The 26,331-nt window shown below is 71.6% G+C and carries 26 protein-coding genes; 16 read left to right on the top strand and 10 right to left on the bottom strand.

Translation table 11 applies throughout. The annotated features are described in order from the left end of the window. Positions 1 to 205: 205 nt before the first annotated feature. Together IH26_RS0105675 and IH26_RS0105670 are read left to right on the top strand one after the other, a co-directional pair. The gene (locus IH26_RS0105675) at positions 206 to 820 is read left to right on the top strand and encodes a SigE family RNA polymerase sigma factor (protein ID WP_084598653.1); all 615 of its coding nucleotides are present in this window, start codon (positions 206 to 208) and stop codon (positions 818 to 820) included. Further along, on the top strand, positions 804 to 1,631 hold the full coding sequence (locus IH26_RS0105670; protein WP_030435036.1) for a hypothetical protein: 828 nt from the start codon (positions 804 to 806) through the stop codon (positions 1,629 to 1,631). The genes IH26_RS0105675 and IH26_RS0105670 overlap by 17 nt, the downstream gene beginning before the upstream one ends. Here IH26_RS0105670 and IH26_RS0105665 read toward each other — a convergent pair whose 3' ends face one another. Then, the gene (locus tag IH26_RS0105665; RefSeq protein WP_034213814.1) at positions 1,632 to 3,863 is read right to left on the bottom strand and encodes a molybdopterin oxidoreductase family protein; all 2,232 of its coding nucleotides are present in this window, start codon (positions 3,861 to 3,863) and stop codon (positions 1,632 to 1,634) included. Between the two features lie 105 nt (positions 3,864 to 3,968). Here IH26_RS0105665 and IH26_RS0105660 point away from each other — a divergent pair, with 105 nt between their 5' ends. Next, positions 3,969 to 6,794 carry a tetratricopeptide repeat protein gene (locus tag IH26_RS0105660; protein WP_157437067.1) on the top strand — a complete coding sequence of 942 codons (2,826 nt, stop codon included), beginning with the start codon at positions 3,969 to 3,971 and terminating at the stop codon, positions 6,792 to 6,794. Continuing rightward, the gene (locus IH26_RS0105655; RefSeq protein ID WP_030435033.1) at positions 6,791 to 7,579 is read left to right on the top strand and encodes a maleylpyruvate isomerase N-terminal domain-containing protein; all 789 of its coding nucleotides are present in this window, start codon (positions 6,791 to 6,793) and stop codon (positions 7,577 to 7,579) included. Before IH26_RS0105660 ends, IH26_RS0105655 begins: the two co-directional genes overlap by 4 nt. Here the strand turns inward: IH26_RS0105655 and IH26_RS0105650 are convergent. The 4 genes from IH26_RS0105650 to IH26_RS0105635 all read right to left on the bottom strand — a co-directional run bounded on the left by IH26_RS0105650 (position 7,576) and on the right by IH26_RS0105635 (position 12,922). Further along, positions 7,576 to 8,823, bottom strand: coding sequence for a hypothetical protein (locus tag IH26_RS0105650; RefSeq protein WP_030435032.1), 1,248 nt, complete (start codon positions 8,821 to 8,823; stop codon positions 7,576 to 7,578). The genes IH26_RS0105655 and IH26_RS0105650 overlap by 4 nt on opposite strands. A gap of 9 nt (positions 8,824 to 8,832) precedes the next feature. Then, positions 8,833 to 10,212, bottom strand: coding sequence for a peroxidase family protein (locus IH26_RS0105645; protein WP_030435031.1), 1,380 nt, complete (start codon positions 10,210 to 10,212; stop codon positions 8,833 to 8,835). A gap of 69 nt (positions 10,213 to 10,281) precedes the next feature. Continuing rightward, the gene (locus tag IH26_RS0105640) at positions 10,282 to 11,907 is read right to left on the bottom strand and encodes a putative bifunctional diguanylate cyclase/phosphodiesterase (RefSeq protein WP_030435030.1); all 1,626 of its coding nucleotides are present in this window, start codon (positions 11,905 to 11,907) and stop codon (positions 10,282 to 10,284) included. Positions 11,908 to 12,109: 202 nt separating this feature from the next. Further along, positions 12,110 to 12,922 carry an SAM-dependent methyltransferase gene (locus IH26_RS0105635; RefSeq protein WP_051807582.1) on the bottom strand — a complete coding sequence of 271 codons (813 nt, stop codon included), beginning with the start codon at positions 12,920 to 12,922 and terminating at the stop codon, positions 12,110 to 12,112. A 142-nt stretch (positions 12,923 to 13,064) separates the two neighbouring features. Here IH26_RS0105635 and IH26_RS0105630 point away from each other — a divergent pair, with 142 nt between their 5' ends. The 6 genes from IH26_RS0105630 (at position 13,065) to IH26_RS0105605 (ending at position 16,696) form a co-directional block, all read left to right on the top strand. Further along, positions 13,065 to 13,727 carry a Bax inhibitor-1/YccA family protein gene (locus IH26_RS0105630; RefSeq protein WP_030435028.1) on the top strand — a complete coding sequence of 221 codons (663 nt, stop codon included), beginning with the start codon at positions 13,065 to 13,067 and terminating at the stop codon, positions 13,725 to 13,727. A gap of 556 nt (positions 13,728 to 14,283) precedes the next feature. Next, on the top strand, positions 14,284 to 14,982 hold the full coding sequence (locus tag IH26_RS0105625) for a hypothetical protein (RefSeq protein ID WP_157437066.1): 699 nt from the start codon (positions 14,284 to 14,286) through the stop codon (positions 14,980 to 14,982). Next, a complete protein-coding gene (locus tag IH26_RS57625) occupies positions 14,983 to 15,531 on the top strand; it encodes an EAL domain-containing protein (protein ID WP_084598648.1) in 549 nt (182 codons plus the stop codon). Continuing rightward, positions 15,503 to 15,778, top strand: a complete 276-nt coding sequence (locus tag IH26_RS0105615) for a hypothetical protein (protein ID WP_084598647.1) — start codon at positions 15,503 to 15,505, stop codon at positions 15,776 to 15,778. The genes IH26_RS57625 and IH26_RS0105615 overlap by 29 nt, the downstream gene beginning before the upstream one ends. A gap of 247 nt (positions 15,779 to 16,025) precedes the next feature. After that, positions 16,026 to 16,298 (top strand): type II toxin-antitoxin system Phd/YefM family antitoxin, encoded by a 273-nt coding sequence (locus IH26_RS0105610; protein WP_030435024.1) that lies wholly within the window; start codon positions 16,026 to 16,028, stop codon positions 16,296 to 16,298. After that, complete coding sequence (locus IH26_RS0105605; protein ID WP_030435023.1) at positions 16,295 to 16,696, top strand: type II toxin-antitoxin system VapC family toxin; 402 nt, start codon at positions 16,295 to 16,297, stop codon at positions 16,694 to 16,696. Before IH26_RS0105610 ends, IH26_RS0105605 begins: the two co-directional genes overlap by 4 nt. A 56-nt stretch (positions 16,697 to 16,752) precedes the next feature. Here the strand turns inward: IH26_RS0105605 and IH26_RS0105600 are convergent, their stop codons facing one another. Further along, positions 16,753 to 17,091 (bottom strand): NUDIX hydrolase, encoded by a 339-nt coding sequence (locus tag IH26_RS0105600; RefSeq protein WP_169789723.1) that lies wholly within the window; start codon positions 17,089 to 17,091, stop codon positions 16,753 to 16,755. A 73-nt stretch (positions 17,092 to 17,164) separates the two neighbouring features. Here IH26_RS0105600 and IH26_RS0105595 point away from each other — a divergent pair, with 73 nt between their 5' ends. Then, positions 17,165 to 17,704, top strand: coding sequence for a histidine phosphatase family protein (locus tag IH26_RS0105595; protein ID WP_030435021.1), 540 nt, complete (start codon positions 17,165 to 17,167; stop codon positions 17,702 to 17,704). 26 nt (positions 17,705 to 17,730) lie between these two features. Here IH26_RS0105595 and IH26_RS0105590 read toward each other — a convergent pair whose 3' ends face one another. Beyond that, on the bottom strand, positions 17,731 to 18,390 hold the full coding sequence (locus IH26_RS0105590; protein ID WP_030435020.1) for an HAD family hydrolase: 660 nt from the start codon (positions 18,388 to 18,390) through the stop codon (positions 17,731 to 17,733). An 86-nt stretch (positions 18,391 to 18,476) separates the two neighbouring features. Between IH26_RS0105590 and lexA the strand changes: the two genes are divergently transcribed. The 3 genes from lexA to IH26_RS62650 all read left to right on the top strand — a co-directional run bounded on the left by lexA (position 18,477) and on the right by IH26_RS62650 (position 21,026). Then, complete coding sequence (lexA, locus tag IH26_RS0105585; RefSeq protein WP_030435019.1) at positions 18,477 to 19,100, top strand: transcriptional repressor LexA; 624 nt, start codon at positions 18,477 to 18,479, stop codon at positions 19,098 to 19,100. A gap of 108 nt (positions 19,101 to 19,208) precedes the next feature. Beyond that, positions 19,209 to 20,702, top strand: coding sequence for a PstS family phosphate ABC transporter substrate-binding protein (locus IH26_RS0105580; RefSeq protein WP_030435018.1), 1,494 nt, complete (start codon positions 19,209 to 19,211; stop codon positions 20,700 to 20,702). A gap of 138 nt (positions 20,703 to 20,840) precedes the next feature. After that, complete coding sequence (locus IH26_RS62650; protein ID WP_245664924.1) at positions 20,841 to 21,026, top strand: hypothetical protein; 186 nt, start codon at positions 20,841 to 20,843, stop codon at positions 21,024 to 21,026. A gap of 130 nt (positions 21,027 to 21,156) precedes the next feature. Here IH26_RS62650 and IH26_RS0105570 read toward each other — a convergent pair whose 3' ends face one another. Beyond that, complete coding sequence (locus tag IH26_RS0105570; RefSeq protein ID WP_030435017.1) at positions 21,157 to 22,578, bottom strand: DHA2 family efflux MFS transporter permease subunit; 1,422 nt, start codon at positions 22,576 to 22,578, stop codon at positions 21,157 to 21,159. Between the two features lie 81 nt (positions 22,579 to 22,659). Here IH26_RS0105570 and IH26_RS0105565 point away from each other — a divergent pair, with 81 nt between their 5' ends. Together IH26_RS0105565 and IH26_RS0105560 are read left to right on the top strand one after the other, a co-directional pair. Beyond that, on the top strand, positions 22,660 to 23,613 hold the full coding sequence (locus IH26_RS0105565) for a sigma-70 family RNA polymerase sigma factor (RefSeq protein WP_030435016.1): 954 nt from the start codon (positions 22,660 to 22,662) through the stop codon (positions 23,611 to 23,613). 138 nt (positions 23,614 to 23,751) lie between these two features. Then, positions 23,752 to 23,964 carry a hypothetical protein gene (locus IH26_RS0105560; RefSeq protein ID WP_030435015.1) on the top strand — a complete coding sequence of 71 codons (213 nt, stop codon included), beginning with the start codon at positions 23,752 to 23,754 and terminating at the stop codon, positions 23,962 to 23,964. Here the strand turns inward: IH26_RS0105560 and IH26_RS0105555 are convergent. Then, positions 23,933 to 25,048 carry a mannose-1-phosphate guanylyltransferase gene (locus tag IH26_RS0105555; protein WP_030435014.1) on the bottom strand — a complete coding sequence of 372 codons (1,116 nt, stop codon included), beginning with the start codon at positions 25,046 to 25,048 and terminating at the stop codon, positions 23,933 to 23,935. The two genes, IH26_RS0105560 and IH26_RS0105555, sit on opposite strands and share 32 nt — an antisense overlap. A 19-nt stretch (positions 25,049 to 25,067) precedes the next feature. After that, a complete protein-coding gene (locus IH26_RS0105550) occupies positions 25,068 to 26,216 on the bottom strand; it encodes a glycosyltransferase family 4 protein (RefSeq protein WP_030435013.1) in 1,149 nt (382 codons plus the stop codon). Positions 26,217 to 26,331 lie beyond the last annotated feature (115 nt).

The following is a 26,331-nucleotide window of genomic DNA, read 5'->3' as shown; positions in this document are numbered from 1 at the left end:
GTGTCCTTGACACTATGGAAAGCATACCTTACATACCTACGAGAGTTCTTCGACCTTCACCTCCGCCACCAGGACGACCGCCTGCCCCGGCGCCCCGCACCTCGCTATCCGCAGGCCAGGTTCGTTCGCTGAGGGTCCGGCGAAAAAGTTTCGACGGCGGGCAACCTTTCCGGCCCGCCGGATCACTAAGCGGATGGAGCACGTCATGAGCTCGCCCGGCCGGACGGCCCCCACCATCCGGCCGGCCGGGCGCTTCCCGTCCGTACCGGCCCACATCCCCAGGAAGGCACTCGGCTTGACCGACCCCGGGAGCGCCTTCGGGCGATTCTTCGAGGAGCACCATGCCGACCTGTCGCGCCTCGCGTTCCTGCTCACCGGCGAGTCGGGAGCGGCCGACGACCTGGCCGCCGACGCCTTCGTGGAGGTGTGGCGGCACTGGCCGCGGGTGCAGGCGGCGGACAGTCCGGTCGCGTACGCCCGCGGCATCGTCGCCAACCTCGCCCGGCAATGGATCAAGAAGCAGGCGCGGGACCGCGCCGGTGTGCTCGGCCTCGGACTGTTGCGGCGCGACACCACCGAGCCGGACACCCTCGCGGTCCTCGACGTGCGGGCCGCGCTGCGCCGGCTGCCGCAACGACGGCGCGAGTGCGTCGTGCTGCGGTACGGGTTCGACGTGCCGGAGCGGGAGGTCGCCGAGATCCTCGGCATCTCGGTCGGCGCGGTGAAGAGCATGACCTCGCGCGGGGCGGCGCAGCTGAGCACCTATCTCGAAGATCTCACGGTGGCGACAGGAGGAGGACGACGTGCTACCGCAGGATGAGCGCGACCTCCGCGGCGCGCTGAAGGCCGAGGCCCAGCGACATCGGCCCGACCGGGCCGCCATGCTCGAGCGGATCGAGCGCGGGCGCGCCCGGTCGTCGACGGCCGCCCGCCTGGCCGCCTGGTTCCGTCCCGTGGGTTTCCTGCGGCCGATCGCCGCGGCGGCCGGCGTGGTTGCCATCCTGGTGGCCGGGGTGACCGGCATCCGCGTCGCCGGCCGCCCGAGCGGGCCGGCCGCGCCGGCCGCCGAGTCCTCGGCCGAGACGTCCGCCCCGCCCACGCCGCCCGCGTCGCCCTCGGCCCGCTCCGGCGTGGACGGCTCCGGCGGCCACGGCGCCCCGCCGCGCTCGGTCACGAGCACCGCGCCCGCCGAGTCGACGACCCGGCCCACCGTCAAGCCGAGCACCTCCGCCACGCCCGTGGTGGTCCGCGACGGCTACCTGAGCGCCACGGCGGCGCTCGACGCCGGCTCGATCGGCACTTGGTCGCAGAGCGACGTCCTGGTCACCACGAACAAGCCGATCACCGCCCTGGTCGTGGAGATCCACATCGCGCGGACCGACGGGGTGGCCAAGACCGGGCACTGGAGCTCGATCTCCGACGACCAGACGACCAGCGAGGTGGACACGTCGGACGCGACGCTGATCTACCGCTTCACCGTCAAGCCGGGCAACACCCTCGCGCCCGGCACCTACACCTTCGCGGCGCAGTTCAGTCACGCCGAGGGCGCCCGGCCCCTCGCCGGCGACACGTACACGGTGACCACGATCGCCTCCGACTCGGACCACGCCACCGTCACCGGCGGTTTCTGATCAGTTCTTCCCGGCGGCCTTCACGGCCACCGGGATGCCGTTCAGCACGCTGTTCCCGGAGAGGCGGTCGATCGCCAGCTCGTCGGTGAGCACGTTGCTGTTCACCCCCGGGTGCTCGGCCGCGACGGCCAGCCGGGTGCCGGGCACGCCGTGGCCCCACCCGTGCGGCAGGCTCACCACCCCGGGCATCACCGCGTCGGTGACCTCGACCCGCGCGTTCACCGCGCCGGCCCGGGAGGTCACCTCGGCCCGGTCGCCGTCGGCCAGGGCGAGCCGGGCCGCGTCGGTGGGGTGCACCTGCAGCGTGCACCGGTCGCGGCCCTTCACCAGGGCCGGCACGTTGTGCATCCAGCTGTTGTTGGAGCGCAGGTGGCGGCGTCCGATGAGGACCAGGTCGTCGTCGTGCCGCCGGTCGAGGGCGGAGCGCAGCCGGTCGACGTCGGCCACGATCGGCGGCGCGCACAGCTCCACCGTGGCGCTCGTCGTGCGGAGCACCTCGGGGATCCGGGGCCGCAGCGGTCCCAGATCGATGCCGTGCGGGGCGTCCAGCAGGCGGGCCAGGGACAGGCCGCCGGGGCGGAGGCCGAACCCGTCGCCGTACGCGCCGGTCCGTAGCGCGACGTCGAGCAGGCGCTCGGCCGGGTGGTCGCCGCTGACTTGCGCGCGCAGGTCGTCGGCGGAGCAGTCGGCCGCGGCGGCCACCTTCGCCAGCGCCTCGTCGAGCAGGCCGTCGTGCAGGATCGCCGGTGATGCCCCGGCGCCGGCACCCTTGGCGATCAGCGTGAGCCGGGCGAGGATGTCGCACTCGTCCATGCTGTCGGGCTCCGGCGGGAAAACCGGCGGGGAGTACGCGGCGAAGTTGCGCACCGCCAGCCCGAGGAACGAGAAGTCGTAGTGGCCCTTGCGGGTCGGATCGGTCGGCGGCAGCACCACGTCGGCGTGCCGGGTGGTCTCGTTCAGGTACGGATCGACGCTGACCATGAACTCGAGGCCGTCCAGCGCCCGGGCCAGCCGCTCGCTGTTCGGCGTGGACAGCACCGGGTTGCCCGCCACCGTGACGAAGGCACGCACCTGCTCGTCGCCCGGCGTCTCGATCTCGTCGGCCAGGGTGGCGACCGGCAACTCGCCCATGACCTCGGGCAGCCCGCGCACCCGGCTGTGCCAGCGCCCGGTCCGGAAGCCCTTGCCGCCGGGGCGGGCCTGCGGGCGCAGGTGCGCGGCGAGCGGGAACATCACCCCGCCGGGCCGGTCGAGGTTGCCGGTGAGCACGTTGACGACGTCCACCAGCCAGCTGGTCAGCGTGCCGAACTCGACCGTACAGGTGCCGATCCGCCCGTACACCGCGGCGGTGGGCGCGGCGGACAGCTCCCGGGCGAGGCCGCGGATGCGTTCGACGGGCACGTCGCACGCGGCGCTGACCCGCTCGGGGGTGAAGTCGCGCGCCAACTCCTCGACCTGCTCGACGCCGGTCACGTGGCCGGCCAGCCCGCCCAGGTCGGTCAGGCCCTCGGCGAACAGCGTGTGCACGATGCCGAACAGCAGGAACGCATCCGTGCCGGGGCGGATGAACAGGTGCTCGTCGGCGTGCTGGGCGGTGCGGGTGCGCCGCGGGTCGACCACCACGAACCGGCCGCCGCGGGCCTGGATCGCCCGGAGCCGGCCGGGCAGGTCGGCCGCGGTGGCCAGGCTCCCGTTGGACTCCCAGGGGTTCGCGCCGAGGATCAGCAGCAGGTCGGTGCGGTCCACGTCGGGCACCGGGATGGCGAGCGGGTTGCCGTACAGGTAGCCGCAGGACACGTGCTTGGGCATCTGGTCGACCGTGCTGGCCGAGAAGATGTTGCGGGTGCCGACCGCGCGCAGCAGCGGCCTCAGGTAGAGGCCGCCGGCCATCGTGTGCACGTTCGGGTTGCCCAGGTAGAGGGCGACCGCCTGCGGGCCGTACCGCTCGACGATCGGGCGCAGGCCCGCCTCGACCGCGCGGAACGCCTCGTCCCAGCTCACCTCCTCGTGGCCGGCGCCGCGCCGGACCAGCGGGCGGCGCAACCGGTCCGGGTCGGCGGCGAGCTCGCCGAAGGTCGCCCCCTTGGGGCAGACGAAGCCGTGACTGAAGACGTGCTCCCGGTCGCCGCGCGCGGAGCTGATCCGGTCGCCGCTCACGGTGAGTTCCAGGCCGCAGGCGGCCTCGCACAACGGGCAGGTCCGATAGGCCGTACGGGTCGGGTCGTCGCCCATGGTGAACCGCCTTCCCGGGCCGCCGCGGCGACCCATGGCCGTTACTCGTCGGTATCCTCCCACGCGCGGCGACCCGCTGGCACGTCCACGCGATCATGGTTGCTCATGGGGACAGCAGACACCGAACGAGCCGTCCGGGCGGCCGAACGCTGGATGGCGCTCGGCGCGCACCCGAACGTCCGCGCGTGCCACTCCGTCGAGGTCGTCGACGGCAGCCCGCGCATCCTCGCCGAGCAGGTCGAGAGCGGCCCGGTCGGCTCCCCGGCGCTCGACCGGGTGCTCGACATCGCGATCCAGACCGCCTGGGCGATCGGCCATGCGCACCGGCACGGCGTCGCCCACGGGAGCGTCGCGCCCGGCACTGTGCTGGTCGCCGCGGACGGCTCCGTCAAGGTCACCGATTTCGGCCTGGACGGAACGGCCGACGCGGCCGGCTTCGCGGCATTTGTGCGGCAACTCGGCGGGTCCGCGCTGCCCGCACCGGTCGCGGACCTGCTCGATCGTTGCGTACGGGACGAGCTGCGCCTGGTGGAGGCCGCGGCCGAGCTGGTGGAGATCTACCGGCGCGAGTGCGGCCGGCCGTACCCGCGCCCGGCGCCGAGGCCGGTCGCCCGGACGTCCGACGAGCTCACGAACCAGGCTCTCGCGCTGGCCGCCGTCGGCCGCGTCGAGGCCGCGCGGCCGGTCTTCGAGCAGGCCCTGGCCGCCCACCCGGGGCACCCGGAGGCGACCTACAACTATGGGCTGCTGCGCTGGCGGGCCGGCGAACTGACCGACGACCGGCTGCTCGCGACCCTGGACGCGATCGGGCGCGACGACCTGCGGGGCTTGGTCGAGCTCGAGCGGGGCGGCCCCGCCGAGGTGCCGCCGCGTAAGGTCCGCGTCCGGCCGGGGATCCGGTCGGACTCCCTGCACGCGGGACCGGGCCGGCAGGTCGATCACGTACGGCTGAGCGCCGACGGCCGGATCCTGGTGACCGCCGGGAACGAGACGCTGCAGGCCTGGGAAACCGGGTCCGGCCGGTGCCGGGTCGAGGCGCAGGAGCACTCGATCAAGGCCGACGCGCTGCACGTCACCGCCGACGGGCGGTACGCGGTGTCCGGCGGCGGCAACCTCGTGAAGGTGCGTGATCTCCGGGACGGCAAGCGGCTGCGGAGACTCCGGGCCGGCGGGCTGGTCGTCGACGTCTGGGCCGAGGACCTGAGTGCCGCCGTGATCTCGGTCCGCGGTCAGTTCGAGCTGTGGGACCTGCGGGACGGCCGGCTGCTGCGGGTCATCGAGCACGACGGGCCGATGTCGGCGGCCGCGGTGTCCGCCGACGGCCGGCGCGCCGTCTCGGCCGGCTTCGACCACGCCGTACGGCTGTGGGACCTGCGGACCGGGGAGTGCCTGTTCCGCCTCGACGGCCATCCGACCGGGGTACGCGCGCTGCGGCTCAGCGCCGACGGCCGGGTCGCGGTCTCCGCGGGGGAGTACGACCCGGTCCTGCGGGTCTGGGACGTGGACGGTGGCCGGTGCCGGCACCTGCTCGACGGGCACGTCCGCGAGGCACGCGGGCTGGACGTCAGCGCCGATGGCCGGTACGCGCTCTCCGCGGGCGGGACGGACCGCACCGTACGGCTGTGGGACCTTGATCTTGGTCGTTGCCTGCGCACGTTCCCCAGCTACTACGACGATTCGGCGGCGCTGAGCGCGGACGGCCGGCTCGCGGCTGCGGGCGGTTTGGACGGTGCGGTGCGGCTGTGGGACCTCCCGGCGCCCACCGACTACGTCGCGCCCGCCCGACCGTGCCGTCCCCGCTCGTACGCCGAGATCGAAGCGCTCGAATCCGTCGCGAGCGCGGTCCTCGACCGGGCGGAGCGGGCCACCGCCGAGGAGCATTTCGGCACGGCACACGCCCTGTTGCTGCAGTTGCGAGCCGATCGGCGCCAGGATCGGACCCCGCGCGCGCTCCGCGCCTGGCACCGGCTGAGCGCGCGGGTCGACCGCGTCGCCGTCGAGGAGGTCCGCACCACCCGGGTCCTCGACGGCCACACCGACCGGGCCGAATCGATCTGCGCCGGCCCGGACGGCCGCACCGCGATCTCCGGCGGCCGCGACGGCACGCTGCGGGTGTGGGATCTGGAGAGCGGCGCCTGCCGGCAGATCCTCACCGGCCACACCGGGCCGGTGCGGTCGGTGGCGATGTCCGGCGACGGCCGTACCGTGCTGTCGGCCGGCCGGGACAAGACGGTCCGCGTCTGGGATCTGGACTCCGGGCGGAGCGTGCACACCCTCGCCGGGCACGACAGCGTGGTGTACGCCGTCGCGGTCAGCGCCGACGGCCGCCGCGCGGTGTCCAGCGCCCGGGACGGCGACCGGCTGCTGGTCTGGGACCTGGAAAGCGGCGAGCGGATCCGCCGCCTCGACGGTCACACCGGCGGCGTGCCCACGGTGGCGATGACCGCCGACGGACGGCGGGCCGTCTCCGGCAGCCACGACGGCACGGCCCGGGTGTGGGACCTGGACACCGGGGAGTGCGTACGGGTGCTCGCCGACCCCCACCGGAGGGCCGCGGTCGACGTCGTCCGGCTGAGCGCCGCCGGCGGCCGGGCGCTCGCCGCCGGCTGGGACGGGCCGGCGCGGCTGTGGGACCTCGCCTCCGGCGCCTGCCTGCGGACCTTCGAGCCGAAGTGGCCGGGGCTCGCCGACGTGCGGCTCAGCGACGACGGCCGGTACGCACTGGCCGCGGGCAACCGGCTGCTGCGGCTGTACGACCTGGCGACCGGCGACCCGGCGTACGACCTCCCGGAGCGCCCGGAAGAGATCTCCGCGGTGTGCCTGAGCCCGGACGGCCGGTTCGTCGCCGCCGCCGGCCGGGACGCGAAGGTACGCACCTGGGAGCTGATCTGGCGGCTGGCGGTCCCGGAGGATCTAGGCTCTGTGTCATGACAACTTTTGCCGCGCGTACGATCGCCGCCCTGCGCGCCGAGCACGACAGCCTCGCCTCGGTGGGCTCCACCATCTCTCCCGCCCAGCTCAAGGGCCCGTCCGGCGCCTCGGACTGGACCGTGGCGCAGGTCTTCTCGCACCTGGGCAGCGGCGCGGAGATCACGCTGGCCGCCTTCCGCGCCGGCACCGGCGAGGCCGAGGCGCCGGGGCCGGATTTCAACCAGCGCGTGTGGGACCGGTGGAACGCGATGAGCCCCGAGGCGCAGGCCGCCGGCGCGGTCGAGTCGAACGCCGCGCTGGTCGCCGCCCTCGAGGCGCTGACGCCCGAGCAGCACGAGTCGCTCGCGATCAACCCGGGCTTCCTGCCGCAGCCGGTCCCGCTCGCGACCTTCGCCGGCCTGCGGCTGAGCGAGGTGGCCCACCACGGCTGGGACATCCGGGTCGGCGACGACCCGGCGGCCGCGCTGTCCGACGGCACGGCAGCCCTCCTGGCCGAGCACCTCAGCGGCGGCCTGAGCTTCTTCCTGAGCTTCATCGCCAAGCGCGAGGCGATCGCGGAGCCGGCCGTGATCGGGATCGACGGCACGCCGTACCGCATCGTGCTCGACGACCGGGCCCACTTCACCACCGACGCCGCCACCGTCACCGCGACCTTCGTCGGCCCGCTCGAGTCCGCACTGCGGCTCATCGTCGGCCGGCTGGCCCCGGCGCACACCCCGGCCGGCGTCGAGGTGAACGGCAACGTCACCCTGGACGGCCTGCGCGAGGTTTTCCCGGGGTTCTAGGGCTTTCGCGTGATCGTGTAGTGCAGGACCAGGAAGGGCAGCCCGTACAGCGAGAACGCATGCTCCGCCCGCAGCTCGCCGGCCTCGGTGAAGACGTCGAGCCGCTCGGCGAAGCCGTGCACCGCGAGCGTCGTCAGCTCGCGTGACTCCGCGTCGATGTAGCTCAGATAGTGCCCGGGGTGGGGCAACCCACTCCGGCTGCTGAGCACCAGCCCACCCCCGGGCCGGGGCAGCGGCAGCAGGGTCGCCGTGAAGTTGGCCTGCGGCACCGGGAAGCCGACGCTGACGTAGCCGCGCCCGTCGTGCCGGTACGTCGTGTAGATCCCGACGTAGATGGGCTCGTCGGTGTCGGCGAAAGACCTGATCCATCCGCGTACGCCGATCAGCTCCGACCCGTCCGGAGTGATGGTGTCGATCCGGCTGCGGACGCCACGCACCGTCTCGCGCTGGTTCATCGGCACGTTGGCCTGGCCCAGCGGCCGGGCCACCAGGGTCCGGTAGATCAGGTAGCCGGGCCGCACCCACGGCCGCCACTCCGGCCGGATGTCGAGCTTGAACCGGGTGGTGTGCTCGTAGAACTCCCGTACCAGCGGATCGACCTCGGCCGGCTCGAACTGGGGCCCGGCCAGGTCGTCCAGCGAGCCGACGATGCCGACGTCGGCGGCGTCCGCCTCGTACTTCCCGCCGAGCACCTCGGCGAGTTGCCGGACGTAGTCGGTGCCCACGTACCCGGTCCGCGCCTCCAGCGGCACCACGAACGGCAGCTCCGCGGCCGGCACCCGCTCGGCCAGCAGGCTCACCTGCGGATCGCGGAACACCGCCGCCGACAGCGCCCGGAACCCGACCACCGCGCTCGCCGCCACCGCGGCCGGCGGCGCCTCGGCCCCGGCGGCCAGACGCCAGGCCGCGCCGACCGCGGCCCCGGCCACCGGGCCGAGCGCCACCTTCTGCGGCCGCAGCCCGAGCGCACCGGCGAACGCCCCGGCCGCCAGCCCCACCGGCACCGGCCCGGCCTTGGTCAGCCGCGCACCCAGCCAGCCGGCCGGCGCCGCGAGCGCGCCGCTCATCGCCACCCGGGACCACCACGCCGGGATCTCGCCGGGCCGCTGCCGCGCCCGCGCCACCGCCTCGGTCGCGGCCAGCGCCGCCGCGCCGGGCAGTACACCGCGGCGACCGGCGATCGCCGCGCCGGCCAGCGCCCCGACGGCCGCCGCGAACGCTATCCCGCCTTTGTCAACAGCCACGCACGCACGTTAGCCCAGTGCTAACAGGTCGGCCATGGTGAACGGCGGTGCGGCCGTCGGCAGGGTCGGCTGCCAGTCCGGTTCGAGCGCGAGGTAGCTCGCCTCGTCGGCGCGCAACAGTCCGATCAGGACCTCCGCGACGATCCGGCCGCCGACCGGGCCGAGCCGGTCGCCGCCCGCGCCCAGGTGCTCGGCCTCCTTGAGGATGTAGAACCACAGCGGCGTGCCCCCCGGCCAGGCGTGCCCCAGCTGCTCGGCGCTCAGCGCCGGCACCCCCATCAGCTCGGCGACCGCCTCGCCGCTGGGCAGCTGGGTGGTCTCGCCGCGTAGCAGGTCGCGTACCGCCAAGGACCGGTAGGCCTCGGTGTCGACCACGCCGGTCACCTGCTCGGGCAGGCCGATCAGGCTGCCCGCGAGCCGCCCGTCGAGCCGCTTGGCCCGCTGCGCCGGCGGGTGTCCGGGCAGGTCGAAGATCTGGGCGAGGTCGAGGCGCCGATCGGCCGGCAGCGGCCCGAAGCCGACCAGATCGGGGAAGAGCGGCAGGGCCGGCCCCTGGGCGGTGAGCCGGTAGGCGTGCCGGATCTGCCCGTGCCCGTACCGGTAGGCGGCATCGGCGAACTCGAGCGGGATGTACCCCTCGCCCGGCTCCGGCGCGAACCACCGCCCGCCCTCCGACAGCACCTCCTTGACCAGATCGGGCCCGACCAGCCGGGGCAGGAAGTCATGCACGGTGATCCACTGGTAATGCCAGGTCAGCGTGATCCGAGCACGATCAAAAACCTCATTCGCCGGTACGCCGTTGGCCCGCAGCCAGTCGACGATGTGGTTGTGCGCCCGCAACAGCGCCACGTGCAGGCTCACCACGAACAGGTGCACGTCGTTGCGCGGGTCGCCGATCAGGGCCACCCCCTGCTGGTTGCGCGGCACGTCCCCGCCGTCCGGCCCGAGCAGGAACTTCGCCGGGTCGGCCAGGTCGAACAGGAACGGCGAGCCGACCGGCCCGTCCGCGTAGAGCATCTCCAGGTTGAGCTTCGGGGCGCGGGCGTTGCGCAGCGCCCCGGGGTCGGTGGCGCCGCCGATCGCCGACCGGTCGGCGGTGATGTCGTGCGCGACGATCTGCCCGAAGAACGGCCAGCCGGCCGCCTCGGTCGCGTCGTCGCCACCGGGCGCCAGCGAGTCCAGCACCGGCGCGGCGTCGCAGACCCCGCCGCTGCTCCCGGCCCGCATCAGCAGATGCGGATCGGTGCCGAGCGGCTCCAACCCGGGAAACATCCGCCCGTAGCGCGCGGCCCCGGTCGGCCGGTCCACCGACCGCACCAGGCTGAGGCAGTGATCGCGGGCGGCCAGATAGCTGCCGTGCGTCTCGCTGTCACCGATTGAGATCGTCATCGTTCCTCCGCGGTATCCGGTTCCCCTGCTCGACAAAGACCGGGCACCGCCGTCGTCTGTGACCGACGGTCAGCTCGCGAAGGGCGCTGCGGCCGGGCGGGCGAAGTGGTACCCCTGACCGTAGTCGCAGCCCAGGTCGCGGAGCAGCTCCTCCTGGCCGGCCGTCTCGATGCCCTCGGCGGTCACGGTCAGGTTCAGCGCGTGGCACAGGGCGATCGTGTGCCGCAGCATCTCGGTGGCGGCCGGGGCGCCCGCGCCGGCCAGGAACTCGGCGGCCAGCTTGACGTTCGAGACCGGCAGCCAGGAGAGCGTGGCCAGGCTGGAGTAGCCGGTGCCGAAGTCGTCGAGGGCCAGCCGCACGCCGAGCTCGGCCAGCTGCTGGAGGGTGGCGTACCCCTGATCGAGCGCGGCGCTCTCGGTGATCTCGAGTTGCAGGCGGCCGGCCGGCAGGCCGGCCCGGTGCAGGATGTCGGCCACGTCGGCCGGCAGCGTCGGCTCGCTGAGCTGCAGCGGCGACAGGTTCACGCTGATCGTCAGGTCGCGGCCGGCCCGCAGCCAGGCGGCGCCCTGCCGGCAGGCCCGCTCGAGAATGAACCGGCCGAGCGGGCGGATCAGGCCGGTGCGCTCGGCGAGCGTGATGAAGTCGGGCGGCCCGAGCGGCGGGCCGCCGCCCGGGCGCTGCCAGCGGGCCAGCGCCTCGACGCCGGTCACCGCGCGGTCGGTGAGGCGGTAGAGCGGCTGGTAGTACGCGACGAACTCGCCACTGTCCACGGCGGACGGCAGCGCCGCGGCCAGCCGGTGCCGGCGCCGGTCGGCCTCGGCCCGGGCCGGCTCGTAGACGGCGTGCTCGTGCCGGCCCTGCCGGGCCCAGCCGAGGGCGAGGCGGGCGTCGCGCAGCCAGTGCTCGCCCGGGTTCCGGCCCTCGACGACGCCCGCGGTGACCTCCAGGCGCAGCGAGTGGTCGCCGAGCGGGAACGGCGCGGCCAGCGCCCGGCGGGCCTGGTCGGCGACCTTGACCACGTCGTCGGTGCCGGTGGTGTCGTCGAGCAGCAGGCCGAACTCGTCGTCGCCGAGATGGGCCAGGAAGACGCCGGTGAGCTGCCGCAACCGGGCCGCGACGGCGGTGAGCAGCTGGTCGGCGTTGTCCTGGCCGAGGCTGTCGGCGAGCTCCGGGTACCGGTCGATGCCGAGCAGGCACAGCCCGCGCCGGCCGCCGGTCGGCGCGGCGAGGAGCTGGCGCAGCTGCTGCTGGTTGGGCAGGCCGGTGACCGGGTCCTCGATCAGGCGCCGCTGCAGCTCGGTCTGCACCCGGCGCCAGTGGATCTTCTCGGAGCGGTTCATCTGCTCGGCGGCCTGGACGGCGGCGTCGCGCTGGGCCGCAACGAAGCCGGTGGTGACGTGTTCGAGCAGCAGGGTGACGCGGCGGCGTACCTCGGCCGGGTCGCCCTCGACCAGCGGCGGCAGCCCGTCGGTGAGCAGCCGTACGGTCATCCCGATCACCGGGGGAGCGGACATCCGCAGGTCGACCAGCTCGGCGCCGATCCGGTCGCCGGCGGCCGGATCGAACGGCTCGGCCCGGACCGCGGCGATCAGTTCGTCCAGCAGTTCCTGGAGGGCGGCGCGGGCGCGGGCGCGCACCCCGGGGACGAAGCCGACGCGGGTGACACCGCGCAGCCATTCCCGGGTGAGATCCATCCGCATCCTTCCGCACGTCCCTCATGAGCGGCTGTCGTGTGTGGCCGACGGATTATGCCCATTCACGTCCGTCGCGGGCTATTCCTACCTTGCCGACCGATCCGGGCTAACTATCGAGATCACTACGCTTGGTCGCCTGGTAAGCGCCGACCACCTCACCGAGGGTCACCGTGTGCGTCAAGTGAGAGAAACGGCATTCCGCTCAGCGTTTGCGGGCCACCGCCACCAGCGCGGCCGGCACCGGCGTGGCCTCCTCCTCGTCCGGGTCCGGGTGCCAGTAGGTTGCGCTCACCACGCCGGGCTCGACGATCTCGAAGTCACCGATCAGCGCCGTGAGCTCGGCCGGGTCCCGGATGATCACCGGCGTCGGCGTGCGCTCGTACAGCTTGCGTACCCGCTCCTGATTCGCCCGCGCCTCCGGCGTCACCTCCGGGCCGGCGTGCGACATCACCAGGTAGCTGCCGGAGACCAGGGCGTCGCCGAGTCGCTTGAGGATGCCCGCCGGGTCGGCCGAGTCCGGGATGAAGTGCAGGACCGCGACCGTCAGCACCGCGACCGGCTCGGAGAAGTCCAGCAACCCCAGCACGTCCGGGTGGTAGAGGATGCTCTCCGGGTCGCGCAGGTCGCCCTCGATCACCTGCGCGTACGGGTTCCCGGCGAGCAGGCTGCGGCTCTGCTGCACCGCGATCGGGTCGATGTCCACATACATCACCCGGGCGTCCGGGTTGGCGTCCTGCGCCGCCTCGTGCACGTTGCCCAGCGTCGGGATGCCCGAGCCGATGTCGAGGAACTGCCGTACGCCCCGCTCGGCCAGCCAGCGCACCGCCCGCCCGAGGAACGCCCGATTGGTCCGCGCGGCCAGCCCGGCACCGGGAAAGGCAGCCTCGGCCCGATGCCAAAAATCCCGATCAACCGCAAAATTGTGTACGCCGCCCAGCGCGTAGTCGTACACCCGCGAGGCGTCCGGCACCGTGATGTCGACTCCCTCGGGCACCCATCCGTACTTCTCGGCCACGAGCCCTCCCCGTTTCGGTTCCTCGACCCTCGATCATTCAAGTCTCTGAATCCGTTGGCCGCCAGTCGGCCGGGGTGTCCCCGGGAGTGACCAGGGACGCACCCTGGCGTCAACCGAGCCCCGGCGCGAGAGAGTGAAAGGTATGAACGAGCCGTACCCGTACCCGGCCTCCCCGGTCATGACCCGGGACCAGAGTCACACGCTGTTCGCCCAGACCATGGGCTTCGTCGCGCTCACTGCGGCGCTCTTCGCGGCCGGCGCCTATCTGGGCCGCGACCTCGGTGGCGGCGCCGCCATCCTCTTCTACCTGCTGTCGTTCGCCGCGCTGTTCGGCATGCAGTTCGCGGCCCGCCGGTCCCGGGAGCTGACCATCGGTCTGCTCGCCCTGTTCGGCCTGTTCATCGGCCTGGGCGTGGCGCCGACCATGTCCTACTACGCCAACCAGAACCCCCAGGCGCTGTGGCAGGCGGGCGGCGCGACGGCCCTGTTCATCGTCGGCTTCGGCGCCGCCGGCTACGCCACCCGCCGCGACCTGTCGGTGCTCGCCCGCTTCGCCTTCTGGGCCCTGATCGCGCTGATCGGCTTCGGCATCGTGCTGATCTTCGTACGCATCCCGAACGGCGCCCTGATCTACTCGATCCTCGGCCTGGTCATCTTCGCCGCCATCACCATGATCGACTTCCAGCGCCTACGCCGCTCCCGCGACATCCAGTCGGCACCACTGATGGCCGCCTCGATCTTCCTGGACATCCTGAACGTCTTCTTGTTCTTCCTGCAGATCTTCACCCGCGGCGACGACCGGTAACCGCCTGCCGCCGAAGGCCACTGCGGAATGGCCGCTTGACGCATCGGCACCCGCCGGGCGACCCGAGCACCCCGATCCGGGTGCCGGCTGCCTGGGAAGCGAAATCTCGCGACCAAGAAGAACGAAGTCCCTACTCTCGGTAACGGGACGTGACGGCGAAGTTAGGGCCGACTTCCTGACAGCGATGTCAATTCGCCGCCCGGAGTTGTCCTATGTATACGATGGCGCCCGTTGTCCCTGGGCCGCCCATTTTCCTGCGGCATGACCAGCGCATACGTCGAGTTCGCCCATACTCGACATGGGACGCGACTGGCCCTCGTTCGACTTTGAGTAGCGGTTCGAATTCGCTGTCATCGCGTCACCGCACAAGACAGCGCTCCGTCCGGACCGCTCGATCTCGGGGACAGTCGGTGACAGAGAAGCGCTACGCGGTGATCATCGGGGTCGATGACGCCGGGGGGCACGTCCAGCTGCCCAGCCTGCCGTTACCAAGCACATCCTCGACCAGAGGCTGGAACCTCGGCCGCGCGTCACCATGCAGGCTTGCGGCGTAACGATGCATCTGACCACGCCCGGTTTCCGATCCTCTCCCACGACCGCACGGCATGCGGCGCCGGCGCAGGTCGAGGTACAGATCACCCCGCTGGAGGGCCCTCTCGATCGATACGTAGAGTTGGTTTCCGACGTCGTCGGTCGATTGGTGCGTCGGCGCGCTCATGCCGCCAAGGATGCGCGCGTCACGATGGTGGATCGCCTCAAGGCGGCCACCGGCGCCAAGGCCGTGGCGCTTCTCCAACGGGGACCGGACGGCTTCACCCCGATCGATCGAACGCTCCGCTTTGATCTTGACGACGTCCGGCCGCTGCTCATGGACATCCCGTCAGCCAGGCGCCTGTGGTTCGGGCACGTCGCCGCCGCGGAGGGCTTCAGCGTCTTCTGCATGCCGGTCGACGTCGTCGAGGACAAGATTGTTCTGCTCGCGTTTGTCGACATGCCGCCCGAGCTCATCGCCATGGGCCCGATCGCCATGCTCCAGATCGCTCAGGACTGGGGGGACAGCTTCAAGGTCGTACGCGACAGCATCATCGTGCGTAAGGCGCTCACCGAGTACGCAGAGGCCCACGCGGCCGGGCCGTGGTCTGGTGATCTGCCGAAGCCCGTGTCGGTCAACGTGTCCGTCCGCTCCCTGCTTGACGACAACTACGTCGCGGCCGTCGAAGATGCAGTGGCACGTTCCGGCCTCAACGCTGCCTAGGTGACTCTGGAAATCTCCGAGCAGGACCCGATCGAAGAACGACGTGGCGAACGATGGCTAGCGGAGCCCCATGTGTACTTCCACGAGCGACTCGCTTGTCTGACCCGCAGGATCGGAGTGAACTTCGCCGTCGACGACTTCGGTGCCGGCCACGCCACGGTGTCCCGGGTCGCCGAACTACCTCTGACGCAGATAAAGATCGACCGTGCGGTGCTCCACCACTCCCGGGCAATCGATGAACTTGCCCTGGTCGTGAAGGTGGCTCGTGACCTGCTTGACCGTGGCACCACCTACATCGGACGTGCCGTGATTGTCGAAGGGGTCGACGAGCAGTCGCCGCTTGCGCTCAAGGAGATCTTCAACCAGCAGGTCAAGTATGTGCAGGGCCACATCACCCGTGCACCAGCCAGTCCCGAGCTGAAGGCCCTGCCCATCGAGGTTCGGCAGGACATCGCGGCCCGAGTGAGAGGTGACAATGACGAGCGTCCAGCTGGCGTTGCCGGACGAGATCCTGCAGGAGGTGAGCTTCCCCTACGACGGGGTGCGTGACGCGAGCGGCATCACGCTCGCCATCGATGGCATCAACTTCACCGCCAGCATCGTGACGCTGGCGGCGATCAAGCAGTACGCGCCCCGGTTGGCGGCGGCCAATCGCCGGTGGCGTCTGCACCAGGACAAGGACTCGATCACGCTCACGGTGAAGGGAGGCGGAATCGACCTGACGGTCGATCTGCCGCCGAACATCAGTACACAACGTCTGCTTGAACAACTCACGCCGCTGCTGGAGAAGGAGTAGCACCAGACGGGTATGGGCGGGGCGGTAATTTGTTCGGTGAATGCGGCGACCGGTAGGTAGCCGGATCGGGACCTGGTCCGATCTCCGCCGACGACCATAGCGGTACACCGACCGCACCGCCGCGGGCGGCGTGCTCGTCGTGGTGTTCGTCGGCTGGTGGTGCCTCGGCGGCCCGACCGGGCGGTAGCGGCCCGATGTCAGCAGTGGGCTCCGCACGCGGTACTACATTTCGTACTACACTCTGGTCATGGACCGCATCCCGATCCGCAGCCTCAACCAGGACACCGCCGGCGTGCTCGCGCGGGTCGAGCGGGGCGAGACCGTGGAGATCACGAACCGTGGCCGCCTGGTCGCGAGGATCGTTCCGGTCGGCGTCGATCCACTCGACGAACTGATCAATGCCGGTGCCGTAACGCCGCCGACCATCTCGCTTCCCTTCACGATGCCGAGCGGAGTGCCGGTGGCCGGCCAGGACGCCGGCGAGTTGATCTCGGGTCTGCGCGACGAGGAGCGCTGGTGATCTATCTCGACACGGCGGCGCTGGTCAAGCTCGTCCGGCCCGAGGTCGAGTCGCAGGCCCTCGTCGACTGGCTGGGATCGCAGCCCGCGGAGCGAGTCGTGGCGTCGGCGCTGGTCGAGGTCGAGCTACCTCGCGCCCTGCGCCGGAGTGCGCCCGGAGTGCTCGGCGGTGTCGCCGCAGTGCTCGCGCGCCTCTACCGCGTCGATATCAATGCCGCTGTCCGCGCAACCGCCGGCGCCTATCCCGAGCCTGGACTCCGTTCGCTGGATGCCATCCATCTGGCCACCGCGGAGTTCCTCGTCGCCAGCGGCCAGCCGATCAGCGCGTTTGTCACCTACGACAAGCGTTTGGCGGAGGCGGCCGAGCGGGCCGGCCTCGACGTCGTCGCGCCGAGCTGATCGCCATTGTCCCGTCCGGTTTCAGTGATCACCTGGGTCGGCGGGGCCACTGATCTTCATAAGCCGAGTGCGAGCGGCTCGGCGGGTATCCCGCACGTGAGCAGGTCGGTCAGCAGAGTGGCGAGGTCACGGGGCGAAAACAAGTCGGGTCCGGTGTATTCGCTGATCTCAGAGAGCTGCCACCAGCGAAAGCCGGCGAGGTGCTCGTCAACGGCGAGTTGGTCGTCGGTGAACTCGCCCCGGGGCTCGAAGCGGGTGACGCGGACAAGGAAGTAGTCGTTGACAATTCCGTCGAAGCCGGGCGCATGATCTGCGGCGAGGACCACTCGATGCCACACGTGCGGCGGATCGACGGCGGTGACCAAGCCGGTCTCCTCTCGCAGCTCACGGCGCAGCGCGTACGCGTGATACCGGCGTCGACCCGCATCGTTTCACGACATCGTTCAAGCGGCTCAGTAACCTCGTGCGATGTCGATCGAGATCGTGTTCGAGACCCATGCCTTGACCGAGGACAACGAGCGGGGCGTCGCGACCGGTTGGCTGCCCGGTCGGCTCAGCGAGCGCGGCCGCGGCAATGCCGCCGAGATGGGCCGGCGGCGCCGTGATGACGGCATCGCGGCGGTGTTCACTTCGGATCTGCGCCGCGCGGTGGAAACCGTGGAGATCGCGTTCGGCGGCACGGACATGCCGATCCTGCATGATTGGCGGCTGCGTGAGTGTGATTTCGGAGTGCGCAACGGCTCACCCGGAGCCGACGTCAAGCGTGATCGCCTGGACTTCTGCGATCAGCCGTATCCGGGTGGTGAAAGCCATTGTCAGGCGATCGAGCGGGTGGCGAGGTTCCTCGCCGATCTGCCGACCCGCTGGGCGGGACGCCGGGTCATGCTGATCGGGCACCTCGCGACGTACCGGGGTCTGGAGCATGCGATCAACGGGTTCACCGTGCGGGAACTGCTGGAAACGGACTTCGCATGGCGTCCGGAAGGCTGGGAGTTTCGACTCGACTGATCCGGAGAATCGCGGCCGGCATCGTGTCATTCCGATGCTTTGCGGAGGACTTCGACGGCGTCCGCGACGGTGGCGACGGTGTTGTCGGGTTCTGGTTGGTCTTCGGGCCAGGACGTCGAGCCGGTCGGCAGCCAGATGGTGTGCAGGCCGGCGTGGCGTCCGCCGGCGACGTCGAGGATCGGATCGTCGCCGATCATCCAGCCGCCGTGCATGATCGATGTCCCGCAGCGCTGCGCGGTGATGCCGAAGATCGCCGGGTCGGGTTTGCGGATGCCGACTTCGTCGGAGATGCACCAGCCGTCGACCAGCGTGTGCAGGCCGGCGCGGTGGATCTTGCCGTGTTGGTTGTCGGTCATGCCGTTGGTGACGATGCCGATCCGCCATCCGGCGTGGCGCAGCAGGCGCAGCGCCTCGAGGTCTTGCGGCCGGCAACTGACCAGTTCGGGCATGCGCCGGCGGTATTGCTGCCAGAGGTCGTCCGCGGCCTCGTCGAGGTGGAAGGCGTCGCGGACGGCGTGGAAGAAGGGGCCCTTGGCGCCGGAGGTGTTGGCGTCGGTTTCCAGGAGCCAGGTCAACGCGGCGTCGTCGAGGCGGTGGGTGCTGACGAATTCGTGGGCCCATGCGTGGAAGGCCGCGCTGCGGTTGACGAGTGTGTTGTCGAGATCGAAGAATGCCAGCCGCTGCATGTCGAGATCGTGGCACAGGCCCGTCGGCGTTCACCCGATCGCGGTCGATTAGCACAAATGATCGAGAAATGTAGTATCGTCACCGCATGGCTTCCCCTGCGCCGCAGCTCACGCCACGCCAGCAACAGATCCTGTCGATGATCCGCGAGTGGGTCGACCGCCACGGTTACCCGCCGACCATGCGCGAGATCGCGCGCGCGGTCGGGCTGGCCTCGCCGTCGTCGGTCGCCCACCAACTCGCCGTCCTGGAAAAGGGCGGTCACCTCAAGCGCGATGCCCGCGGCTCCCGGGCCGTCGCGCTGACCCAGGACAAGCCGGTGATCTACGCCGACGGCGACGAGGTCCGCGTCCCCGTGCTCGGCGCCATCGCGGCCGGCGTCCCGATCCTCGCCGAGCAGCACGTCGAGGACGAGGTGACCCTCTCGCAGAGCCTGGTCGGGCATGGCACGCTCTTCGCCCTCAAGGTCCGGGGCGACTCGATGATCGACGCCGCCATCTGCGACGGCGACCTGGTCATCGTCCGCCAGCAGCCGACCGCGGAAAACGGTGACATCGTCGCCGCCCTGATCGGTGAGGAGGCCACCGTCAAGGTCCTGCGCACCGATGGCCGCCGGGTCGATCTGGTCCCCCGCAACCCGTCGTACGACGTGATCCCGGGCAACGAGGCGACCATCCTGGGCAAGGTGGTGACCGTCCTCCGCCGCATCTGAGTGAACGTTGCCTGAATCCTCGATGCGACCGATCGACCACTCCGCGTAGCGGATCGACAATGATCGCCTGTAGCGGGTGCGGAGGCGGTCATCGAGTTCTGGTGGAGCGTGGCGCTCGCGACCCTCGGCGTGGTGGTGCCCGGGATCGCGGCGATCTACGAGTTCGTCGTCAAGGGCCGCAAGCGCCTGGGCTATCGGGTGCAAATGGACACGACGGCCACCAACGTGGTCGAGACGGACGACCCGGGCGTCTTCGACCAACTGCGCGAGCCGCTCGTCGACCCCACGCTGGTGCTGCTGCGGATCGAGAACAACGGCCAGACGCACATCGACGAGGACGACTACGCGGTCCTGCACGACAAGAAGGCCGGCGTCACGGTCACCTTCCCGGACCGCAAGGTCGTCGGCATGGTGGTGACCGAACTCAGCGACGACGGCATGCGCTCGAGCTTCGAGGAGGGCGCCGGTCTCGCGGTCAAGGCCAACCGGATCCTGCTGCCGAAGGTGCCGATGAACCGCGGCGCCCACTACAAGGTGCTGGCCGCGCTCGACACCGAGGGCGGCAACAAGATGATCCGCTACCCGGCGCCGAAGGTGGCCTGCACGATCAAGGGCGGCGTCAGCGGCGGCAAGATCCAGGAGACGCGCAGCCGGACCGGCACCCCGAAGCGTGTGATCGCCCTGATCGGCTTCCTGGTCGCCATCGTCATCGCGCAACTGGCCGTCTTCACGCAGAGCCACAACGGCGCCCCGCTCGACTGCGCGCGTGGTCACGTCAACGTCACCGGCTCGACGGCGTTCGCGCCGATCGTGCAGGAGGCCGCGAAGTCCTATCAGAACCTCTGCCCGGGCACGAGCTTCTCCTTCGACATGCGCGGCAGCGGCGAGGGCCTGCAGTTCCTCGACCAGGCCGGCCGGGACGGCAAGGCGTCCGGCCAGCTCACCCTCTCGGACGGCGAGAAGCCCGACGGGATGCCCGCGCTGATCCCCCGCCCGATCGCGTTCGTCCTGTTCACGCTGGTGGTCAACGGCGACACCGGGGTCGACGACCTGACCGTCGCGCAGATCCAGCAGATCTACCAGGGCAGGATCGGCAACTGGCGGCAGATCGGCGGCAACAACCTCCCGATCCGCCTGGTCAGCCGCAACCCGGGCTCCGGCACCCGCAACGCCTTCCAGCGCCGGGTCCTCGGCGGCGAACGCGAGCCGGGCACCAACTCCGACGACTGCCAGAACCGCGACCCCGGCTCGCTGGCCGGCGTGGTCCGCTGCGCCCGCGACTCCACCGACGCCGTACTACGCACCGTCGCGGCAATCCCCGGCGCAATGGGTTACAGCGAACTCGGCGCCGCCACCGGCCGTAAGGACCTCACCGTGGTCCGGATCGGCGGCCACCCGGCCACCGTCGCCGAGGCCGACCACAACGCCTACCCGTTCTGGGAAACCGAATTCGGCTACACCGTCGGCGAGCCACCCGCAAGCTCCCTGGCCGCAAGCTTCCTGCGCTACCTGACCAACCAGGTCGGCGCGGACATCATCCGCGCACACGGCGACCGCCCTTGCGCCGAACTGGCCAACCCCCAACTCTGCCGCCCATCCTAAAACCAATCAAAATCCCCATACCGTACGCTTCAGCCAAGTCCCCGGTGCAGCGGACGGCCGACTGCATGGTCACCCTCCGCGCCCGGCCGCCGGGCTGTCCCGGTGGGTTCCGGCGACTGCCAAACCTAGAATGACGGCATGAGCGCTGAGACCTTTGGCAGTCATCTTCCTGCCATCATCACGCTCGACGACCTTGCGGCGATGAATGCCGCTGACCGGTTCGGCCATCGCTACGAGTTGAGCCCCGCACCAAGGTTCAGGAATACACCGCCGCTGGTATTCCTCGATACTGGGTGGTCGAGCGGGATGCCGCGCAGACCGTGACGCTCCTCGTCTTGCGCCCCGACCACACGTACGAGGTGGCGACCAAGATGCCCCTCGCCTGGCTGCTGCAGACCAAGCCGGCCGACCACAACCTCTGCTAGGCCGGGAGCATCCAGCCACGTCACAGCAGTTACAGCTTCGCCGGCATGGGCTGTGCCTGCGGCGCCGTCGTGGCCGCAGGCGCGAGCCGCGGCAGGGTCAGGCCGGCGGCGGTCGCGCCCAGGGCCAGCGCCGCCGCGATCAGCACCGCCGGCCGGTAGCCGTCGACGAATCGGGCCGCCGTCCCGTAGCCGCCCGTCGCCGCGAAGACCGCACCGCCGATCGCGACGCCGAAGGCCCCGCCCAGCTGGCGCAGGGTGCTGAAGACGCCCGACGCCTTGGCCAGGTCCGGCGGCGCGACCAGGCTGACCGCCGAGCGGGTGACCGCCGGGATGGCGATGCCGAGGCCGGCCCCGCTGAGCAGGATCGGTCCGACCAGGACGAGGTAGGCCGCGGTCGGTGCGGTCGCCAGCGCCAGCGCGGCCATCCCCGCCGCGAACGCCGCGGTGCCGGCCACGATCAGGTTCCGCGCGCCCATCCGGTCGGACAGCGCGCCCGCGTACGGCGCCAGCACCATCGGCAGCACGCCCCACGGCAACAGCCGCAGGCCGGCGGACAGCGGCCCGAGGCCCTGACCGACCTGGAACAACTGGGCGGTGAAGAAGACGGCGGCGGTCGTCGCCGCGCTCACGAAGAACATCGCCGCGTTGCCGGCCGAGAACGACCGGGACCCGAACAGCCGCAGCGGCAGCATCGGCGCGGGCGCCCGGCGCTCCCAGCCGACGAAGGCGCTGAACGCGGCGACGCCCAGCACGGCGGCGCCGATCGTCTCCGTGCTGCCCCAGCCCGCGCTGTTGCCGCGGACCAGCGCCCAGACCAGGCCGGTGGCCGCGAGCCCGCCGAGCAGCAGGCCGGGCAGATCGACGCGGGCGGCGGCGCGCCGGCTCTCCGGTACCCGAGCGATCACCAGCGGCGCGGCGAGCAGGGCGATCGGCACGTTGATCCAGAAGATCCAGGGCCAGGCGAGACCCTGGGTGACCGCACCGCCGAGGACCGGGCCCAGCACCACCGCGAGCGAGGTCACGCTGCCGTAGACGCCGGTCGCCCAGCCCCGCCGCTCGGGCGGGAAGGCGGCGTTGAGCAGCGCCAGCGCGAGCGGCATGATCATGGCGGCGCCGGCACCCTGCGCGGTGCGGGCCACCACCAGCGCGGCCACCGACGGCGCCAGGGCGCACGCCGCGGAGGCGGCCGCGAACAGGACCAGCCCGGCGGCGAACATCCGGCTACGGCCCAACCGGTCGCCCAGCGCGGCGCCGGTCATGATCAGGACGGCGAAGCTGAGCGTGTAGGCGTTGACGGTCCACTCCAGGTCCTCGAGGGACGCGCCGAGGTCGCGACGGATCGACGGCAGCGCGGTGGCCACCACCAGCAGGTCCAGCACCACCATGAACGAGGCCAGGGAGCTCAGCCCCAGGACCCAGCGCTGCGTTCTCGTGATCGTTGTCGTAGTCATGCCCGGGTTGACACCGCGGCGCCCAGAAACTGGGCGGTCCGGTGTCTATCCGGGGTGAGGAGGAGGCGATGCGAGGATGCGATGGTGACCGGGGAGTCGTTCCGGGCGCTGGTCGAGCCGTACCGGCGGGAGTTGCACGTGCACTGCTACCGGATGCTCGGTTCGATCCAGGACGCCGAGGACATGGTGCAGGAGACGCTGATGGCCGCCTGGCGCGGGTTTGAGGCGTACGAGGGTCGCGCCTCGATCCGGTCCTGGCTCTACCGGATCGCCACCAACCGATGCCTGAACGCGCTCCGGGACGGCGCCCGCCGACCGCGCACCGGCGACCGGTTCGGGACCGTGCCGCCGCCACCGACCCGGCTGGCCGAACCGACCTGGCTGCAGCCGTACCCCGACTCGCTGCTCGACGGCGTGCCGGACGCGGCACCCGGACCGGAGGCACGGGTGGAGCGCCGGGAGGCGATCTCGCTGGCCTTCGTGACCGCGATGCAGTCGCTGCCGCCCCGGCAGCGCGCGGTACTGCTGCTGCGCGACGTGCTGGGCTACCGCGCGGCCGAGGTGGCGCAGATGCTGGACACCACGCAGGAGTCGGTGACCAGCGCGCTCAAGCGGGCCCGGGCCGCGATGCCGCACGAACGCCCGGCGCGGGTACGCGGTGCCGAGGAGCGGGCGCTGGCCGAGGCCTTCGCCGACGCCATGGAGCGCGGCGACGTGCCCGGGATGATCGCCCTGCTCAGCGACGACGCGTGGCTGACCATGCCGCCGGCGCCGCAGCAGTACCAGGGCCCCGAGGTCATCGGGCAGTTCATGCGGGTGGTGGTGTTCCGCGGCGGCGCCCGCCGCTACCGGCTCATCGCGACGGCCGCGAACGGCCAGCCGGCCTTCGGCGCGTACGGGTACGACGACGGCGAGTCGGTCGGCCGCGCGCGCGGCGTCCTGGTGCTCACCCTCGACGGCGACCGGATCAGCGCCATCACCCGGTTCGACCAGAGCGCGATGCCCTACTTCGGACTGCCGGAGAAGCTGCCCTGAGCGCCGCTCCCCTGGGAACATGCCGGACATGTTCCCCATCGATGACGGCCGGTCAACGACGCCGCCGGGGCCGCGTTCGCGCTGCGCGTCGCCGGCGGGCTGGTCGGGCCGCAGCTGGCGATCACCGCGCCCCGCCCGATGGCCGCCTCGGAGGACTTCGCCTTCGTGCTCGACCAGGTGCCGGGGGCCTACCTCGGGCTCAGCGCCGTGCTGCCGGGCGTCGACCCGGAGTCGGCCGCGCCGAACCACTCGGCCCAGGCCGTCTTCGACGACCGCGCGGTGGTGACCGGCGCTGTCCTGCTGGCCGAGCTGGCGGCCGTCAGATGTAGCTCAGCTCGCCCGACTCCTTGAGCCGATCGACCAGCTGCTTGACCTCCTGCGCCCGGTCGCGGGGGCAGACCAGCACCGCGTCGGGGGTGTCCACGATGACCAGGTCACGGACGCCCAGCGCGGCCACCAGCCGGCCGGTCGTCGGCACCACCACGAGCCCCTCGGTCTCGTGCAGCAGCACGCCCGGCTTCGAGTCGTCGTTGCGGCCGACCACCACGTTGCCGGCCTGGTCGGAGGCGAGCACCTCGCCGAGCGTGTGGAAGTCGCCGACGTCGTTCCAGCCGAAGTCGCCGGGAACGGTGCCGACCCGGCCGACGGTGGCCGCGCCCTCCATCACCGCGTAGTCGACCGAGATGCGCGGCAGCGTCGGCCACACGTCGCCGAGCACCTCCTCGCGCGACGGCGAGTCCCACGCCTGGGCGATCCGGGAGATGCCGGCCGCGAGCTGCGGCTGCTGGCGGGACAGTTCGGCGAGGAAGACGTCGGCCCGCCAGACGAACATGCCGGCGTTCCACAGATAGTTGCCGGACTTCACGTAACTCTCGGCCACGTCGTACGAGGGCTTCTCCTTGAACTCCTCGACCGCCATCACCGGGCCGTCGCCGATCGGCGAGCCGCACTCGAGATAGCCGTAGCCCGTCTCCGGCCGGGTCGGGGTGATGCCCAGGGTCATCAGCAGGCCCTGCCGCGCGCCGGCCATCGCCTGCTTGATCACCTCGGTGAACGCGACCTTGTCGGCGATCAGGTGGTCGGAGGCGAACGAGCCCATGATCGCCTCCGGGTCGCGGCGGGCGATCACCGCGGCGGCCAGCGCGATCGCCGCGCAGGAGTCCCGGGGGGACGGCTCGACCAGCACGTTCTCATCCGGGACGGAGGTCAGCTGGCGGGAGACCGCGGCGGCGTGCGCGATGCCGGTCACCACGAAGATCCGATCGTACGTGGCGAGCAGGTCGAGGCGGTCGACGGTGGCTTGCAGCAGCGAAGCGTCCGTGCCGGTCAGCGGGTGCAGGAACTTCGGGTGGCCGGCCCGGGAGAGCGGCCAGAGACGTGTTCCGGTGCCGCCGGCGAGCACAACGCCGTACAGCGCACCCTGTTCCTCTGTCATGGGCACAGAGTGTAGTGGCTCACGCGTCAGCAACTCGTTTCCACGTCGTGACATGCACTTCCGCGCTGGACGCCCAGGTGAACTCCTTGGCGCGGTCGAACCCGGCCTTCGCCAGGGTCAACCGGCGCTGCTCGTCGTGCAGCAGGTCGGCCAGGTCGGAGGCGATCCGGTCGGGGTCCTCCGTCGTGTACGCCACCGCGTCGCCGCCGACCTCGGGCAGCGACAGCCGCGGGGTGGTGAGCACCGGTGTCGCGCACGCCATCGCCTCGAGGATCGGCAGCCCGAAGCCCTCGCCGAAGGACGGATAGCAGGCCACCAGCGCGCCGCCGAGGAAGCCGGGCAGGTCGGCGTAGCGCAGATAGCCCGGGCGCAGCAGCCGCAGGTGCGACGGGACCTCGGCGACCGCCCGGTCGATCTCGTCGTCGTGGCCCTGACCGCCGGCCAGCACCAGGGCCGGCGGGTGCGGCCAGTCGGCCACCGCGCGGGCCCAGCCGCGGATCAGGTTGGGCACGTTCTTCCGCGGCTCCTTGGCGCCGAGGAACGCGACGTAGCCGGAGTCGCCCAGGCCGAGGCGGGCGCGGACGCGCGCCTTCTCCTCGTCGGACGCGGCGTGGAAGGCGGCCGGGTCGACCCCGTGGTAGGCCACGTCGATGCGGGTCGGGTCGGCGTCGAGCAGGCGGATCAACTCGTCCCGGGTCGCCTTGCTCGGCACGATGACCCGGGCGGCCCGGCGCAGCGACGTCTTGATCGCGCTGCGGAAGAAGGTCCGCTTGGTGTTGTCGTAATGCTCCGGCTCGGTGAAGAACGTGGCGTCGTGCACGGTCACCGTCACCGGGCAGCCGGCCCGCAGCGGGCAGGTGTAGAACGGCGAGTGCAGCACCCTGGCGCCGACCTGCTGGGCTAGCAGCGGCAGCCCGGTCTGCTCCCAGGCGAGCCGGGCGGGCCGGTGGGCGACCGCGGCCGGGCCGGCGATGACCTCGGCGTCGCCGAGCATGCGACTGTAACGCTCCGCATCCGACCGCTGCGCCACTACGGCGAGATCCACCCTCTCCGGATCCATCCGGCCGAGGGCGCCGAGAAGGCCGTCGACATATCTGCCGACTCCTCCTCGGTCAGCGGGGACGCTGGTGGCGTCGACGAGCACTCGTGGGGGGCGACCGGCGGTCACGAGGCAACTCCCAAAGAGGTGGTAGTTCAGACCAGTGGCAAGCCTACGCCCGGAATGCATCGCGGACGTGACCGCGACACCGCCTGATTCGAAGCGTTTCCGTAACCTCATCGCC

This window comes from Actinoplanes subtropicus, from assembly GCF_000721705.1.
In the GTDB taxonomy this organism is placed as follows: Bacteria; Actinomycetota; Actinomycetes; order Mycobacteriales; family Micromonosporaceae; genus Actinoplanes; species Actinoplanes subtropicus.
This window is presented reverse-complemented; position numbering and strand designations above follow the sequence as displayed.

Coding starts and splice junctions, on each gene's coding strand:
- IH26_RS0105660 (WP_157437067.1), top strand. CDS start 3,969: ATGGGGACAGCAGACACCGAACGAGCCGTCCGGGCGGCCGAACGCTGG.
- IH26_RS0105655 (WP_030435033.1), top strand. CDS start 6,791: ATGACAACTTTTGCCGCGCGTACGATCGCCGCCCTGCGCGCCGAGCAC.
- IH26_RS0105625 (WP_157437066.1), top strand. CDS start 14,284: ATGCATCTGACCACGCCCGGTTTCCGATCCTCTCCCACGACCGCACGG.
- IH26_RS0105665 (WP_034213814.1), bottom strand. CDS start 3,863: ATGGGCGACGACCCGACCCGTACGGCCTATCGGACCTGCCCGTTGTGC.
- IH26_RS0105645 (WP_030435031.1), bottom strand. CDS start 10,212: ATGACGATCTCAATCGGTGACAGCGAGACGCACGGCAGCTATCTGGCC.
- IH26_RS62650 (WP_245664924.1), top strand. CDS start 20,841: ATGAGCGCTGAGACCTTTGGCAGTCATCTTCCTGCCATCATCACGCTC.
- IH26_RS0105570 (WP_030435017.1), bottom strand. CDS start 22,578: ATGACTACGACAACGATCACGAGAACGCAGCGCTGGGTCCTGGGGCTG.
- IH26_RS0105630 (WP_030435028.1), top strand. CDS start 13,065: ATGAACGAGCCGTACCCGTACCCGGCCTCCCCGGTCATGACCCGGGAC.
- IH26_RS0105555 (WP_030435014.1), bottom strand. CDS start 25,048: ATGACAGAGGAACAGGGTGCGCTGTACGGCGTTGTGCTCGCCGGCGGC.
- IH26_RS0105565 (WP_030435016.1), top strand. CDS start 22,660: ATGGTGACCGGGGAGTCGTTCCGGGCGCTGGTCGAGCCGTACCGGCGG.
- IH26_RS0105675 (WP_084598653.1), top strand. CDS start 206: ATGAGCTCGCCCGGCCGGACGGCCCCCACCATCCGGCCGGCCGGGCGC.
- IH26_RS0105595 (WP_030435021.1), top strand. CDS start 17,165: ATGTCGATCGAGATCGTGTTCGAGACCCATGCCTTGACCGAGGACAAC.
- IH26_RS0105640 (WP_030435030.1), bottom strand. CDS start 11,907: ATGGATCTCACCCGGGAATGGCTGCGCGGTGTCACCCGCGTCGGCTTC.
- IH26_RS0105610 (WP_030435024.1), top strand. CDS start 16,026: ATGGACCGCATCCCGATCCGCAGCCTCAACCAGGACACCGCCGGCGTG.
- IH26_RS0105560 (WP_030435015.1), top strand. CDS start 23,752: ATGGCCGCCTCGGAGGACTTCGCCTTCGTGCTCGACCAGGTGCCGGGG.
- IH26_RS0105590 (WP_030435020.1), bottom strand. CDS start 18,390: ATGCAGCGGCTGGCATTCTTCGATCTCGACAACACACTCGTCAACCGC.
- lexA (WP_030435019.1), top strand. CDS start 18,477: ATGGCTTCCCCTGCGCCGCAGCTCACGCCACGCCAGCAACAGATCCTG.